Genomic DNA, 14180 nt, shown 5'->3' with positions numbered 1-14180 from the left:
CGAGCGGAGCACCCAGATGAGAGCCCCCGGGCCCACCACTCGATCCCCCCGCGTCCGCGCGCGCGGCGCGACGATCGCCGCGTTCGTGGCGCTCGCCCCCCTGCTCCCGGCCTCGGCCGTCGCCATGGGGACGCTGAAGGTCGACACCGCACTGCCCTACGTCTGCACCCTGCCTTCGGGACAGCAGCCCGCGACGGTACGGATCACGGCGACCTTCCCCGAACGGGCGGCCGTGGGCGAGGAGATACGCCCCGCCGACGTCACCACGACGGTGGAGCTCCCCGCCGGGGCCGTGGCCGACCTCACCGCGCTCAAGGCCGCCACCGTACGGGCGGAGACGCGGCTCGCGGTCGGCGTGGCCCAGCGGGAGCAGCACGCGGAAGCCGTGTGGAGCGGTACGTCGCAGCCCGTCGCCGTGCCCGCCGGAGGACCTCTCGCACTCACCACGACCGGGGACGTTCCCTTCCTGACGACGGACACCCCCGGCGATCTGACCCTCGTCGCCGGGGCGTTCGCCGTCGACCTCGCCCCGAGCACGGCCGACGGCGCGGCCACCACTCCCGCGGCCCTCTCCGTCACCTGTGCCCCCGGCCCGGACGCCGGGGAGCGCACGCGGCTCGCCACCCTCCCGGTCGGCGCGGACGCCCCCACCACGGAACCGACCTCCCCTCCCACGTCATCGGCCGTCCCTTCGCCGTCCGCCCCCTCGTCCGGTCCGCCCGCGCCGTCGCTCCCGGCGGACCGGACGGCCCCGGCGAAGCCGGAGACCACGAAGGGGACGAGCGGAGCCCCGAAGGGTCCGCAGGTCGGCCGGCAGACGGACGGGAGCGCGACGGCGGCCGACGGGACCGCGTCCCCCACGCCGGCGACCCGGCCGGCGGCGCCCCCCTGCCTGACCGAGAATCCGACGCCCATGTCGCTGTCCGCCTACGTCACCGGCTACACCAACGTGCGGAAGCTGAAGGGCGCCTCGCTCCTCCCGCTGTCCTGCATGCTGATCGAACAGGGCCTCTCGGGAGAGCCGCCCTACCCCGCCCCACCGGGCGAGATCAACTTCTTCGTCCCGTCGACGGCCAACCTGTCCTACCAGGGGCGCAAACAGACCCCGCCCTTCACCTCCACCTTCCTGACCTTCGACTTCCAGCCGGTCACGGCGACCATGGTCCTGGAACAGACCGGTCCCATCACGGTCGAAGCGCTCCTGCGCATCTTCCTGTCGGACTTCTCGAACTTCACGGAGACCGTGGTCCGGGCACCGCTCGTCCTGCGCGTCCTCGACGTCAAGGTCAACGGCGTCGAACTGGACGTGGGCCCCTCCTGCCGTACGGCGCAGCCGCTCACCTCCACCGATCCCGACCCCGCCCGGCACCCGGGGAAGCACCTGGTGCTCCTGGGGGAGGGACGACTCGTCAACGGCACCGACGCCGTCGGTTACCTGGTCTCCAGTGGCGGCCCGCTCACCGGCGAGACGACCATTCCGGCCTTCGAGGGCTGCGGTGCCGGCGGAGAGGACCTCGACCGGCTGCTCACCGCCTCCATCTCCGGTCCCGGCAACTACGTGAAGCAGATCCAGGGCCAGACCTGTGCCGTCGACCCCAACGCCTGGAACCCGCTCGAGTGCACCGAGGACTCCCAGCCCCTCGTCATCCCCAAGCCCGAGCGCTGACCCGCCCCGCCCCGTCCCGTTCCCCTTCCGCCAGAAAGGCCTCTGCCATGCCCCTCCTCCCCGCCCGGACGAAACTGGCCACCGTCTCCGCCCTCACCGCCCTCGGCGCCTTCGCCTCCATGGGCACGGCGACCGCCGCCGCCCCCGAGCTGAACGGCGGCTGGGGGCCGTCCACCCGCTGCCCCGTCGACGCCCCGGCGATGCTCGCCGCCGACGGCCTCGACAGGACGCCGCAGTGCGTCGCCTCCTTCTCGCTCAGCGGCTCCATCAAGCTGGGCAAGACGACCGTGAACACCGGGAAGACCAACCTCCAGATCGGTGCCATCCAGAACGCCGACGGCACCAGCACGGTCGTCGCCCCGCCCGCCGGCTCGATCATCGCCGACTCCGCCACCGTCCCCGGCGGCCTGCTCGGCCTGATGTGTCCGAGCGACATCCCGTTCATCACCAGCATCTGCAAGCAGCTGAGCGACGGGAAGCTCAACAAGATCACCGCCACCCTGGAGTCGGCCGGCACCCCCTCGGACTTCGACCAGATCGCGGGCGTCCTCACCGACCAGCCGATCGTCACCCTCCCGGTCCGGATCCGCCTGGAGAACCCGTTCCTCGGCAGCAACTGCTACATCGGGACGAAGGAGAAGCCGATCCTCCTGCGCCCGCGCAACTTCACCGCGCCCGAGTTCGGCCTGGAGCGCTTCAGCGCCGACGGCACCCCGAACGAGGAGGGCGACATCAGCCGCATCAACCTCCTCGGCTCCACCCAGGGCGACAACACCTTCGCCGTCCCCGGCGCCAGCGGCTGCGGCCTCGGGCTGCTCGGCCTGATCGACGGCGCGGTCAACCTCAAGACGGGCCTGCCCTCCCCCGCCGGGAAGAACAGCCTCGTCCTCAACAACACCCAGACCTATCTGACCGGCCTGTACGCGCCGGGCGTCGTCGCCCCCGACGCCGGGAAGGTCTTCTCGCAGAGCTGGCACTCCGCCGTAAAGTAACGGCCACCCAAGGGCGATTACCGGCCTAGTCGGCGGCGCACGCCCTCACGGGGACGCCAACTCCTGCGCAAGTTGTGTACAGCACGGAGCAGTTGTCCTAGCTTCAGCAGTCCCCGCAGGTACGCACCTGACGGCCGTGGCGGCGCCCCGTTCTCCGGGCAGGGCGCCGCACCGCCGTTCCCCCACCGGTCGCGCAGAAGAGCAAGGGATCGGTCCATGCCCGCTATCGCACAGCCGCCGAGCGTCGGCGAGCCCATCGACCCGCTCCCCCGGGAGTTCGCCGATCTGATGAGGCCGGAGATCCCCGGTCTCATCAAGGAGATCGGCGTGGAGGTCCAGCGGACCTATCCGGTGTACGCCCACCTCTTCAACGGGCCCCACTCGGACGCGATCCGCCAGGGCGTGGAGCAGGCCCTGGCGGCCTTCGTGGACCGGGTCGCCGACCCCGGGACGAATTCGGCCCTCCGCGACGAACTGCTGCGCAAGTTCGGCCGGGTGGAGGCCTACGAGGGCCGCGACCTGGACACCCTGCAGGGCGCCTACCGGCTCGGCGCCCGCATCGCGCTGCGCCGGGCCAAGAGCATCGGGCGCACGTACAACCTCTCCCCCACCCTCATCCTGGCCTTCGCGGACGCCCTCTTCGCCTACGTCGAGGAGCTGGAGGCGCTCTCCCGCGAGGGGTACGTCATGGTCCAGGGCCGCGCGATGTCGGACACCGCGGCGCTGCGCAGACAGCTCCTCCACCTCGTCCTCGCCGGTCCGCCGCTGCCCCGGACGACCATCGCCGAGCTGTGCCGGGAGTCCTCCTGGGAACTGCCCGCCGAGTGCACCATGGTCGCCTTACGGGCCCCGGTCGCCGAACTCGTCCAGGCGGGCCTCGACCGGGACGTCCTCGCCGACCTCAGCCTCCCCCAGCCGCACCTGCTCATCCCCGGCCCGCTGACCGCCGAGCGCTTCGCGATGCTCGAATCCGCCCTGGCCGGCACCCCCGCCGTCGTCGGCCTGACCGTTCCGCCCCCGCAGGCCGCCCACTCCATCCGCTGGGCCCGGCGCGTCCTCCAGCTCGTCGACGACGGCATCGTGCCGGACGCGCCGCTCGTGCGCTGCGAGGAGCACCTGACAACGTTGTGGTTGCTCTCCGACCCGGTGCTCGTCCACCACCTCGCCGCGCGCGAACTGGCCCCGCTCGACGGCCTGTCCGGCAGCCGGCGCGACCGGCTGATCGAGACCCTGCGCGTCCACGTCTCCACCCGGGCCCCGGCCGAGCAGGTCGGCGAGGTGCTGGGCGTGCACGCCCAGACGGTCCGCTACCGGCTGCGGAACCTGGACAACCACTTCGGCGACCGGCTCCTCGACCCCGACCGCCGCTTCGCCCTCGAAGCGGTCCTGCGTTCGCTGCACCTCGGGGACGGGAAGCGGAAGGACTGAGTCCGAGCGGGATCACCTCCGTACGATCACCATGTGATCGGATGGCGGTCATGAACGATCGGACCCTGTACCTGTTCAGCAGCGCCGCCTCCCCCGTCTTCGACGTCGCACGGGTCGTCGAGGAGGCGCAGGCCGACGGCTGGGACGTGTGCCTCGGCCTCACGCCGACGGCCGCCCGCTGGCTCGCCGGCTCCCTCGACGGCCTCGCCGCGCTCACCGGGCATCCCGTGCGCTGGGACCACCGGCTGCCCGGCGAGCCGGCCGTGTGGCCGGAGCCGGATGCGATCGTGGTCGCGCCGGCCACCTTCAACACGGTCAACCGGTGGGCGCTCGGGCTCACGGACACGTGGCTCGTCGCGGTGGTGGCCGAGGGCATCGGGAAGCGGATCCCCATGGCGGTGATGCCGTGCGTGAACTCCGCGTACGCCGCGCACCCCCGGTTCGGCCTGTCCCTGGACATCCTGCGCGGCGCCGGGGTGCGGGTCCTGTACGGCGAGGGAGGGTTCGTGCCGCACGAGCCGGGCCAGGGGGATCCGGCGGCCTACCCGTGGCGGACCGCCCTGGACGCGGTCGGGGACGTGCTCCGGCCGTTCTGACGCGTCCGCCCCGCGCCCCGGGAGGGGGCGCGGGGCGAACACGCGCTCCGGCGACCTGACTTACTTGGCGATCGTCCGGCTGATGACCAGGCGCTGGATCTCGCTGGTGCCCTCGAAGATGGTGTAGATGGCGGCGTCCCGGTGCATGCGCTCCACCGGGTACTCGCGGGTGTAGCCGTTGCCGCCGAGGATCTGGATGGCCTGGCCGGTGACCTCCTTGGCGACCTCGCTGGCGTACAGCTTGGACATGGAGCCCTCGGCCGAGGTGAAGGGCTTGCCGGCGGTCGCCATCCAGGAGGCGCGCCAGACCAGGAGGCGGGCCGCGTCGATCCGGGTGGCCATGTCGGCGAGCTGGAAGGCGACGCCCTGGTTCTCGATGATCGGACGGCCGAACTGGACGCGGGTCTTCGCGTAGTCGAGGGCGACCTCGTACGCGGCGCGGGCGGTGCCGACGGCCATGGCGCCGACGGCGGGGCGGGAGGCCTCGAAGGTGGCCATGGCGGCGTTCTTCACGCGCTCGCCGCCCGCCTTCGCCTTCTCCCGGGCGCGGGCGAGGCGCTCGTCCAGCTTCTCCTTGCCGCCGAGGAGGCAGTGGCCGGGGATCCGGACGTCCTCCAGGACGACCTCGGCGGTGTGGGAGGCGCGGATGCCGTGCTTCTGGAACTTCTGGCCCTGGGAGAGGCCGGGGGTGTTCGGCGGCACGATGAAGGAGGCGTGGCCCTTGGAGCCGAGCTCCGGGTCGACGACGGCGACGACGACGTGGACGTTGGCGATGCCGCCGTTGGTCGCCCAGGTCTTGGTGCCGTTGAGGACCCACTCGTCCTTGGCCCCGTCGTACACGGCCCGGGTGCGCATGGAGGCGACGTCCGAGCCGGCGTCGGGCTCGGAGGAGCAGAAGGCGGCGACCTTGACGTCGTTCGCGTCGCCGTACATCTGCGGGACCCAGGTGCCGATCTGCTCCTCGGTGCCGTTGGCGAGGACGCCGACGGCGGCGAGGCCGGTGCCGACGATGGAGAGGGCGATGCCCGCGTCGCCCCAGAAGAGCTCCTCCATCGTCATGGGGATGCCGAGGCCGGTCGGGTCGAAGAACTGCTGGGCGTAGAAGTCGAGGGAGTAGATTCCGAGCTTGGCCGCCTCCTGGATGATCGGCCAGGGGGTCTCCTCACGCTCGTCCCACTCGGCGGCCGCGGGACGCATGACGTCGGCCGCGAAGCCGTGGAGCCAGTCGCGCACCTGCTTCTGGTCCTCGTTGAGTTCGAACGTGAACTCGCCCATTTTCCCTCCCAGCAGTATGTTACTTGCGGTAACAGCAGTCTGTTACCGCCGGGTAGGGGCTGTCAACCTGCGCGGGAGCGGTTCGGCCCGACCGGCACCGGAACCGGGCCGGGTGTTACGTTGCGACGGCCCGGCGGACACTGAACACGGAACCGCGGAACCGCCGGGCGCGGAACCGCGGGATCGAGACCGTACGGCCGGGGAGACAGGCACATGGACATCGCGCACCGGACCACCGACCAGCAGACGCCCGCCGAGCAGCGGCGGCGCGAGCTGCTGGAGGCGGCGGACCGGGTGGTGCTCCGGGACGGTCCCAAGGCGTCCATGAACGCGATCGCGGCCGAGGCCGGCATCACCAAGCCGATCCTCTACCGCCACTTCGGCGACAAGGGCGGCCTGTACCGCGCCCTCGCCACCCGGCACACCGACGCGCTCCTCGGCGCCCTGCGGGCCGCGCTCGACGCCCCCTCCGACCGGCGCCGCCGGGTCGAGTCCACCCTCGACACCTACCTCGCCTCGATCGAGGCGATGCCGCAGGTCTACCGCTTCCTCATGCACCCCGCCGAGGAGCCCCACCAGACCGAGCAGGGCTTCGACGTCGGCCGCCACTCGGCCCCGCTGCTTCGCCGCATGGGCGAGGAGCTCGGCCAGGTCATCGCCGAACGCGTCGACCTGGGCCCCGGCGCCGAGGCCCAGGCCCGGATCTGGGGCCACGGCATCGTCGGCATGATGCACGCGGCCGGCGACTGGTGGCTCGGCGAGCGCCCCTGCTCCCGCGCCGAACTCGTCCGCAGTCTGGCGGACCTCCTCTGGGGCCGCCTGGCCGAGGCCGACGACCGGGCGGACGGGCCGGGCTTCTAGGGCGTGCCAGGCGTCGCGGCCCACCCGAGCCTGATCCGCCGGACACGCCCCAGGGCTCCCGGGAAGGCCCCGTGGGCTCGCCCGGAAGCACCCTCAGCCCTCCAGAACCGCCGCCCCGCCGCCCCACGGCTGCTTGCGGACCGCCCGCAGCAGACGTGACCTCCGCCACCCCGTGACGTGGTCCGCGTAGACCCCGCCCTCCAGGTGGTCGGCCTCGTGCTGGAGGCAGCGGGCGAAGAAACCCGTGCCCTCGACCCGTATCGGAGCCCCGTCCAGGTCCACGCCCTCCACCACCGCGCGGTCGAAACGGGGCGTCGGGGCCTCCAGGCCCGGCAGGGAGAGACACCCTTCCGGCCCCCTGAACACATCTCCGTCCGCCTCCACCAGGCGCGGGTTCACCACGTGCCCCAGGTGGCGGACCTCGTCGTCGTCGGGGCAGTCGTACACGAAGACCCGCAGGCCCACGCCCACCTGGTTCGCCGCCAGACCCACCCCGTTCGCCGCGTACATCGTGGCGAACATGTCCTCGACGAGCCGGGCCAGTTCGGGTCCGAAGTCGGTGACGGGCGCGCAGGGCGCGTGCAGCACGGGGTCGCCGAGCAGGGTCATCGCTCGGACCAGGCCGGAACTGCCGGGGATGGGGCGGTTTCGCATGCCGGTAAGGGTACGGTCCGCCGTGACCTGCCTGTTTCATAGGATCGCTCGGCGGTGCCGCTGTTCGGGCTCCTGGCCGGATCTCGATAGGCTGAGCCCGGACCGACGCGAGGAGGAACAAGAACGATGTCAGGACACCCCGGTAATCCAGAGCCGCTGTCGCCGCGCGCCAAGCTGGCCGTGACGGCGGGCAGGGCCGCGGCCGCGGTGTCGCGGGCGGCGGGTCGCGGAAGCGGATCGGTGATCGGCGGCAAGGTGGCGCTGAGGCTCGACCCCGACCTCCTCGGGCGCCTCGCCCAGCATCTGGACGTCGTCCTGGTGTCGGCGACCAACGGCAAGACGACGACGACCCGGCTGATCGCGGAGGCCCTGCGCGCCGCCGGCCCCGTCGTCTCGAACGCGCTCGGCGCGAACATGCCCGCGGGCATCACCTCGGCGCTCGCCGGCGGCTCGGACTCCCGGTACGGCGTGATCGAGGTCGACGAGAAGTACCTCGCGGGCGTCGCCCGGGACACCACGCCCAAGGCGATCGCGCTGCTCAACCTCTCCCGCGACCAGCTCGACCGCGCCGCCGAGACCCGGATGCTCGCCGAGAAGTGGCGCGAGGGCCTCAACGGCACCAAGGCCGTGGTCATCGCCAACGCCGACGACCCGCTGATCGTGTGGGCCGCCTCCTCCTCCCCGAACGTGGTGTGGGTCGCCGCGGGCCAGGAGTGGAAGGACGACGCCTGGTCGTGCCCCGCCTGCGGCGGCGTCATGCAGCGCCCCGGCGACGACTGGTTCTGCGGCGAGTGCGGCTTCCGGCGCCCCGCGCCGAGCTGGGCGCTCAGCGGCGACCACGTGCTCGACCCGCACGGCTCGGCCTGGCCGATCCGGCTCCAGCTCCCCGGCCGCGCCAACAAGGCGAACGCCACCACCTCGGCCGCCGTCGCCGCCGTCTTCGGGGTGCCGCCGCAGGTGGCCCTGGAGCGCATGTACCAGGTGCAGGCCGTCGCCGGCCGCTACGACGTGGTCTCCTTCCAGAACCGCGACCTGCGTCTGCTCCTCGCGAAGAACCCGGCCGGCTGGCTGGAGACGTTCTCGCTCATCGACGGCCCGCCGGCCCCGGTGATCCTCTCCGTCAACGCGCGCGGCGCCGACGGCACGGACACCTCCTGGCTGTGGGACGTCGACTACGGCCGGCTCGCCGGCCACCCGATCATGGTGATCGGCGACCGCCGGCTCGACCTGGCGGTCCGCCTGGAGGTCGCGGGCGTGGACTTCCGCGTCTGCGAGAGCCTCGACGAGGCCGTCGCGATGGCCCCGCCCGGGCAGATCGAGCTGATCGCCAACTACACCGCCTTCCAGGACGTCCGCCGCCGCGTCGGCAACTGACCCGTAGAGGACATGCAGCATGAGTGACAGCAGCCTGCGCCTGGTCTGGGTCTACCCGGACCTGCTCAGCACCTACGGCGACCAGGGCAACGTCCTCGTCGTCGAGCGCCGCGCCGTGCAGCGCGGCCTCAGCGTCGAGCGCGTCGACGTCCGCAGCGACCAGCCGGTGCCGACCTCGGGCGACATCTACCTGATCGGCGGCGGCGAGGACCGCCCGCAGCGGCTCGCGGCCGAGCGGCTGCGGCGGGACGGCGGCCTGAGCCGGGCCGCCTCCAACGGCGCGATCATCTTCTCGGTCTGCGCCGGCTACCAGATCCTGGGCCACGAGTTCATCAACGACCTCGGCGAGCGCGAGGCCGGCCTCGGGCTCATCGACGTGATCTCGACCCGCGGCGAGGGCGAGCGGTGCGTCGGCGACGTCCTCGCGGACATCGACCCGCGCCTGGGCCTGCCCCAGCTCACCGGGTTCGAGAACCACCAGGGCATCACCCACCTCGGCCCGACGGCCCGGCCGTTCGCCCGGACCGTCCTCGGCAAGGGCAACGGCACCGGCGACGGCACCGAGGGCGCGTACAACGAGACCGTCTTCGGCACGTACATGCACGGCCCCGTCATGGCCCGCAACCCGCAGATCGCGGACCTGCTCCTGAAGCTGGCCCTCGACGTGAACGCGCTGCCGCCGACGGACGACCGCTGGTACGAGGCGCTGCGCGCCGAGCGCATCGCGGCGGCCACGCAGCCCGCCTGACCGGTCCGCACGGTCCGTCCGCACCTCTCGTACACACGTGCGTTGTCCACGGTGCGGACATCCGGTTCGGCCCCGCCACCCGGCGGCGATAGGGTGGCGGGGATCCAGCCGGACGACGTGGTCCGGGAGTCGGCCCACGTTGCAAAGGTTTATGGGCTATGCGCATTGGCGTGCTCACCTCCGGCGGAGACTGCCCCGGTCTGAACGCTGTCATCCGGTCCGTCGTGCACCGCGCCGTGGTGGACCACGGCGACGAGGTCATCGGCTTCCACGACGGGTGGAAGGGCCTCCTGGAGTGCGACTACCGCAAGCTGGACCTGGACGCGGTGGGCGGCATACTCGCCCGCGGCGGCACCATCCTCGGCTCCTCGCGGGTCCAGCCCGCGCACCTGGTCGACGGCGTCGAGCGCGCCCGGGGCCACGTCGCGGACCTCGGTCTCGACGCGATCATCCCGATCGGCGGCGAGGGCACCCTGAAGGCGGCGAACCTGCTCTCCGAGGCGGGCCTGCCGATCGTCGGCGTCCCGAAGACCATCGACAACGACATCGCCTCCACCGACGTCACCTTCGGCTTCGACACGGCCGTCACCGTGGCGACCGAGGCCCTCGACCGGCTGAAGACCACCGCCGAGTCCCACCAGCGGGTCCTGGTCGTCGAGGTCATGGGCCGCCACACCGGCTGGATAGCGCTGCACTCCGGCATGGCGGCCGGCGCGCACGCGGTCGTCGTGCCCGAGCGCCCCTTCGACATGGACGAGCTGACCGCCCGGGTCGGCGCCCGCTTCGCGGACGGCAAGCGGTTCGCGATCGTGGTGGTCGCGGAGGGCGCGAAGCCGCGCGAGGGCTCGATGGAGTTCAAGACCGCCGGCACCGACATCTACGGCCACGAGCGCTTCACCGGCGTCGCCAACCAGCTCTCCGTGGAGCTGGAGCGGCGGCTCGGCAAGGAGGCCCGTCCGGTCATCCTCGGCCACGTCCAGCGCGGCGGCACCCCGACCGCGTACGACCGCGTCCTCGCGACCCGCTTCGGCTGGCACGCGGTGGAGGCGGCGCACCGCGGCGAGTTCGGCATGCTGACCGCGCTGCGCGGCACGGACATCGTGATGGTCCCGCTGGCGCAGGCCGTGGAGACCCTCAAGACGGTCCCGGCCGACCGCTACGCCGAGGCGGAGTGCGTGCTCTGACGGCTCCCGTGCGTGACCGTACGCCTTCCCGTACGTGACACCCGCCCCCGGTCGCGATCGCGGCCGGGGGCGGTTCTAGTCTGGTGCGGACAACAAGCGCGAATCGGGCTCCAGGAGTGTACGGATGGATCACAGCGGGCACGGCATGACCACGGACCTGCCGCCGTTCACGCTGGGGCGGGGCCTGGAGTTCTCTCCCGACCTCTTCTTCCTGGTCGGCTGTCTCGCGGCGCTCGGCCTGTACGGGTGGGGCGTGGCGCGGCTGCGGCGGCGCGGGGACGCGTGGCCGGTGAGCCGGACGGTGTTCTTCACGGTCGGCGTCCTCACCGTCGCGCTCGTGATGTGCACCAAGCTGAACGACTACGGCATGGTCATGTTCAGCGTGCACATGGTGCAGCACATGGTGATCTCCATGCTGTCGCCGATCCTGCTGCTGCTCGGCGCGCCGGTGACGCTGGCGCTGCGGGCGCTGCCGGTGGCGGGCCGCGGCTCGACCGGGCCGCGCGAGCTGCTCCTGAAGCTGCTGCACAGCCGGTACATGAAGGTGATCACGCACCCCGGCTTCACCATCCCGATGTTCATCGCGAGCCTCTACGCGCTGTACTTCACGCCGCTCTTCGACTTCCTCATGGGGTCGAAGCCGGGGCACATCGGGATGATGGTCCACTTCCTGATGGTCGGCGTGGTGTTCTTCTGGCCGATCATGGGCGTGGACCCGGGCCCGCACCGGCCGGGGTACGTGATGCGGATGCTGGAGCTGTTCGCGGGCATGCCGTTCCACGCCTTCTTCGGCATCGCGCTGATGATGGCCTCGGAGCCGATGGTCGGGACGTACGCGAGCCCGCCGGCCTCGCTGGGGATCGACGCGCTCTCCGACCAGAACGCGGCGGGCGGCATCGCCTGGGCGTTCAGCGAGATCCCGTCCGTGCTCGTCCTGATCGCGCTCGTCTACCAGTGGTACCACTCCGAGCAGCGGCAGGCGGTCCGCAAGGACCGGGCCGCCGACCGGGACGGCGACAAGGAGCTGGAGGCGTACAACGCGTACCTGGCCTCGCTCCGGGCGCGGGGGAACTGACCTCCGGAAGGTCGTGGACGGGTCCGGTGCCGGTGCGGCGCCGGGCCCGTTCCGCGTGTGGAAGCCGGTTTCCGGCGCACGCCGGAGCGTCCGGGGAGTAGCGCGCGCCCCCCTCTCCGGGTCACGATGGTCGGGACGGCTTCCGCGGTCTCGGTCGCCTCGGTCGGGAGGAGGACGGACTGATGTCCGGTCCCACGAAGACGATGACGGTGCTCACCTGCGCCGCGCTGGTCCTGACGACGGCGTACACGGTGGCGCTCGGCAGCAGCGGCTGGCTCTGGTTCGGTCTGATGGTGCTGATCGTGGTGACGATCGGGGTCGCCGCGTCGGAGAGCAAGGCGGCCTCCGCCGGTCCGCGCCGCCGCCCGCCGGACCGCTCGGGGCCCACGGGTCCCATGGGTCCCACGGGCCTCTGACGGCTTCCGTACGCCTTATCCGCGCGGCGCGAGGACGATCCAGACCTGCCCCGGGGCGAAGGCCAGGGGCGCCCCGTCCGGGGTGGTGAAGGACGTGCCGGACGCGGCGGAGGGCCGGGACCAGCGGGCCTCGTGGGCGCGTCCGTCGCGCAGGACGAGCGCGCTGCCCTCGCCGACGGTCTCGGTGTACGGGGAGACCGCGCCGGTCCGGTCGCGGAAGTCGGAGGGGCGGACGGTGACGCGCTGGACGACGACCGTCTCCGGGGTGAGCGGTCCGGTGTCGGTGGCGCGGGCCTCGCGGCCGTCCATGGCGACCCGCCAGGCGCGGTCGGCGGCGGACCAGGTGAAGGTGTAGCGGGCCGCCGGGTAGCGGACGGTCGAGGTGGTGGTCGGGGTGCCGTCAGGCGGGGCGGCCCCGAAGCGGAGGCCGATGTCGCGGGCGTCCCCGGCCTCCGGGGCGGCGGCGAGGGCGCGGGCGGGGCGCAGGTAGAGGTTGTGCGGTGCGGCCCGGTCAGGCGAGCGCAGGAAGGCCCCGGGCGCGGTGCTCTCGGTGACCGGGTACAGCGGCGCGGCGGCGAGCAGCGGGTTCAGGGCGGACTGCGCCCCGGAGTAGGCGAGGGCGGGCCGGCCGAAGGCGGCGAGCAGGGCGATGTCGGACTCGCGGGCACTGCGGACGGGTCCGGCGCGCTCGGGGAGGCGGGAGGAGTAGACGGCCAGGAGGCGGGTGGCGCCGCCCTCGACCTGTTCGACGTAGACGAGGTCGGCCGCGCCGAGCCCGGTGTGGGGACGGGCCGCCGCCACGTTGTCGATCTTGACGGCGAGGACGGGTCCCGGTTCGGCGGGGAGGCCCGTGAAGGGCGAGCGGCCGGCCGGGGCCGTGGTGCCGGGAGGCGGGTCCGGCGCGGCCGTGCCGGAGCAGCCGTACAGCCCGGCCGCCGTCAGCGCGCAGAGGAACGCGGTGAGGATCCGGCCGGGGCGTCTCGTGCCGTGCCCGTTGGTCATGGCGTGCCCGTCGGTCATGGTGACGCTCTCCCACCAGTGGACCACGGGCCCGCGCGCGGATACAACGGGCGTGGCGGGAAGACGAACCCATGACAGACGGACTGTCGGACGGGCGAACGGGGTCGCGAGTGTTCTACCAACTGATGAAGTACGTGCTCCTCGGGCCGCTGCTCAAGCTGCTGTTCCGGCCGCGGATCGAGGGGCTCGGGCACGTCCCGGCGGAGGGGGCCGCGATCGTGGCGGGCAACCACCTCTCCTTCTCCGACCACTTCCTGATGCCGGCCGTCCTGGACCGGCGGATCACCTTCCTGGCGAAGCAGGAGTACTTCACGGGGCCGGGTCTCAAGGGCCGGCTGACGGCCGCCTTCTTCCGGGCCGCCGGGCAGATCCCGGTGGACCGCTCGGGCAAGGAGGCCGGACAGGCGGCGATCCGCGAGGGCCTGTGCGTCCTCGACCGGGGCGAGCTGCTCGGCATCTATCCCGAGGGGACCCGTTCGCACGACGGGCGGCTCTACAAGGGCAAGGTGGGCGTGGCGGTGATGGCGCTGCGGGCCGGGGTGCCGGTGGTGCCCTGCGCGATGGTGGGGACCTTCGAGATCCAGCCGCCGGGGCGGGTCGTGCCGCGGATTCGCCGGGTCACCATCCGGTTCGGGGAACCGATGGACTTCTCCCGGTTCGCCGGACAGGAGGGCGAGAAGGCGGTGGTCCGCGCGGTCACGGACGAGATCATGTACGAGATCCTGCGCCTGTCGGGGCAGGAGTACGTCGACGAGTACGCGGCGGTGGTGAAGGCCGCGGAGGCCGGGGGCGGAAAGCCCGGGGGCCCGCCGGACGAGGGGCCGCGAAAGTTCCCCGGCGGGGAACGCTGAGGGCGGATCCGCGCACGGCGCAATCCCCTGGGCCCGCGGA

14 protein-coding genes are annotated in these 14180 nt (G+C 72.6%); 11 read left to right on the top strand and 3 right to left on the bottom strand.

The window, feature by feature from the left end:
* Window positions 1–16 precede the first annotated feature (16 nt).
* From ACWGSR_RS25310 to ACWGSR_RS25295, 4 genes are all read left to right on the top strand, one after another.
* Entirely contained in the window at window positions 17–1666 is a 1650-nt protein-coding gene (locus ACWGSR_RS25310) for a DUF6801 domain-containing protein (RefSeq protein WP_376234399.1), read from the top strand.
* 47 nt (window positions 1667–1713) lie between these two features.
* Window positions 1714–2658 carry a hypothetical protein gene (locus tag ACWGSR_RS25305; protein ID WP_453569193.1) on the top strand — a complete coding sequence of 315 codons (945 nt, stop codon included), beginning with the start codon at window positions 1714–1716 and terminating at the stop codon, window positions 2656–2658.
* 216 nt (window positions 2659–2874) lie between these two features.
* Window positions 2875–4086 carry a PucR family transcriptional regulator gene (locus ACWGSR_RS25300; protein WP_453569191.1) on the top strand — a complete coding sequence of 404 codons (1212 nt, stop codon included), beginning with the start codon at window positions 2875–2877 and terminating at the stop codon, window positions 4084–4086.
* 50 nt (window positions 4087–4136) lie between these two features.
* A complete protein-coding gene (locus tag ACWGSR_RS25295) occupies window positions 4137–4682 on the top strand; it encodes a flavoprotein (RefSeq protein ID WP_376234393.1) in 546 nt (181 codons plus the stop codon).
* A 60-nt stretch (window positions 4683–4742) separates the two neighbouring features.
* Here ACWGSR_RS25295 and ACWGSR_RS25290 read toward each other — a convergent pair whose 3' ends face one another.
* Window positions 4743–5957, bottom strand: coding sequence for an acyl-CoA dehydrogenase family protein (locus tag ACWGSR_RS25290; protein ID WP_376234391.1), 1215 nt, complete (start codon window positions 5955–5957; stop codon window positions 4743–4745).
* 213 nt (window positions 5958–6170) lie between these two features.
* On the opposite strand from ACWGSR_RS25290, the gene ACWGSR_RS25285 reads away from it, so the two are divergent.
* Window positions 6171–6818 (top strand): TetR family transcriptional regulator, encoded by a 648-nt coding sequence (locus ACWGSR_RS25285; RefSeq protein WP_376234389.1) that lies wholly within the window; start codon window positions 6171–6173, stop codon window positions 6816–6818.
* Between the two features lie 93 nt (window positions 6819–6911).
* Here the strand turns inward: ACWGSR_RS25285 and def are convergent, their stop codons facing one another.
* Window positions 6912–7472 (bottom strand): peptide deformylase, encoded by a 561-nt coding sequence (def, locus tag ACWGSR_RS25280; protein ID WP_376234386.1) that lies wholly within the window; start codon window positions 7470–7472, stop codon window positions 6912–6914.
* Window positions 7473–7598: 126 nt separating this feature from the next.
* Between def and ACWGSR_RS25275 the strand changes: the two genes are divergently transcribed.
* The 5 genes from ACWGSR_RS25275 to ACWGSR_RS25255 all read left to right on the top strand — a co-directional run bounded on the left by ACWGSR_RS25275 (window position 7599) and on the right by ACWGSR_RS25255 (window position 12269).
* A complete protein-coding gene (locus tag ACWGSR_RS25275) occupies window positions 7599–8846 on the top strand; it encodes a Mur ligase family protein (RefSeq protein WP_366372509.1) in 1248 nt (415 codons plus the stop codon).
* Between the two features lie 19 nt (window positions 8847–8865).
* On the top strand, window positions 8866–9594 hold the full coding sequence (locus ACWGSR_RS25270; protein ID WP_376234382.1) for a type 1 glutamine amidotransferase: 729 nt from the start codon (window positions 8866–8868) through the stop codon (window positions 9592–9594).
* 158 nt (window positions 9595–9752) lie between these two features.
* Window positions 9753–10778 (top strand): 6-phosphofructokinase, encoded by a 1026-nt coding sequence (locus ACWGSR_RS25265; RefSeq protein ID WP_366372507.1) that lies wholly within the window; start codon window positions 9753–9755, stop codon window positions 10776–10778.
* A 124-nt stretch (window positions 10779–10902) separates the two neighbouring features.
* Window positions 10903–11853, top strand: a complete 951-nt coding sequence (locus ACWGSR_RS25260; protein WP_453569187.1) for a cytochrome c oxidase assembly protein — start codon at window positions 10903–10905, stop codon at window positions 11851–11853.
* A 182-nt stretch (window positions 11854–12035) separates the two neighbouring features.
* Window positions 12036–12269: a hypothetical protein gene (locus tag ACWGSR_RS25255; RefSeq protein WP_453569185.1), complete on the top strand. Its 234-nt coding sequence runs from the start codon at window positions 12036–12038 to the stop codon at window positions 12267–12269.
* 15 nt (window positions 12270–12284) lie between these two features.
* On the opposite strand, the gene ACWGSR_RS25250 is transcribed toward ACWGSR_RS25255, so the two are convergent.
* A complete protein-coding gene (locus ACWGSR_RS25250; protein WP_453569183.1) occupies window positions 12285–13289 on the bottom strand; it encodes a DUF3048 domain-containing protein in 1005 nt (334 codons plus the stop codon).
* Between the two features lie 110 nt (window positions 13290–13399).
* Here ACWGSR_RS25250 and ACWGSR_RS25245 point away from each other — a divergent pair, with 110 nt between their 5' ends.
* Window positions 13400–14140 carry a lysophospholipid acyltransferase family protein gene (locus ACWGSR_RS25245; RefSeq protein WP_376234376.1) on the top strand — a complete coding sequence of 247 codons (741 nt, stop codon included), beginning with the start codon at window positions 13400–13402 and terminating at the stop codon, window positions 14138–14140.
* The last annotated feature ends 40 nt before the right edge of the window (window positions 14141–14180 follow it).

Source organism: Streptomyces sp. NPDC055632, from assembly GCF_053618675.1.
Note: the sequence above shows the minus strand (reverse complement) of the source record. Positions and strands in the feature narration are given on the sequence as shown.

Coding starts and splice junctions, on each gene's coding strand:
- ACWGSR_RS25290 (WP_376234391.1), bottom strand. CDS start 5,957: ATGGGCGAGTTCACGTTCGAACTCAACGAGGACCAGAAGCAGGTGCGC.
- ACWGSR_RS25250 (WP_453569183.1), bottom strand. CDS start 13,289: ATGACCGACGGGCACGCCATGACCAACGGGCACGGCACGAGACGCCCC.
- ACWGSR_RS25255 (WP_453569185.1), top strand. CDS start 12,036: ATGTCCGGTCCCACGAAGACGATGACGGTGCTCACCTGCGCCGCGCTG.
- ACWGSR_RS25300 (WP_453569191.1), top strand. CDS start 2,875: ATGCCCGCTATCGCACAGCCGCCGAGCGTCGGCGAGCCCATCGACCCG.
- ACWGSR_RS25260 (WP_453569187.1), top strand. CDS start 10,903: ATGGATCACAGCGGGCACGGCATGACCACGGACCTGCCGCCGTTCACG.
- ACWGSR_RS25265 (WP_366372507.1), top strand. CDS start 9,753: ATGCGCATTGGCGTGCTCACCTCCGGCGGAGACTGCCCCGGTCTGAAC.
- ACWGSR_RS25285 (WP_376234389.1), top strand. CDS start 6,171: ATGGACATCGCGCACCGGACCACCGACCAGCAGACGCCCGCCGAGCAG.
- ACWGSR_RS25295 (WP_376234393.1), top strand. CDS start 4,137: ATGAACGATCGGACCCTGTACCTGTTCAGCAGCGCCGCCTCCCCCGTC.
- ACWGSR_RS25270 (WP_376234382.1), top strand. CDS start 8,866: ATGAGTGACAGCAGCCTGCGCCTGGTCTGGGTCTACCCGGACCTGCTC.
- def (WP_376234386.1), bottom strand. CDS start 7,472: ATGCGAAACCGCCCCATCCCCGGCAGTTCCGGCCTGGTCCGAGCGATG.
- ACWGSR_RS25275 (WP_366372509.1), top strand. CDS start 7,599: ATGTCAGGACACCCCGGTAATCCAGAGCCGCTGTCGCCGCGCGCCAAG.
- ACWGSR_RS25310 (WP_376234399.1), top strand. CDS start 17: ATGAGAGCCCCCGGGCCCACCACTCGATCCCCCCGCGTCCGCGCGCGC.
- ACWGSR_RS25305 (WP_453569193.1), top strand. CDS start 1,714: ATGCCCCTCCTCCCCGCCCGGACGAAACTGGCCACCGTCTCCGCCCTC.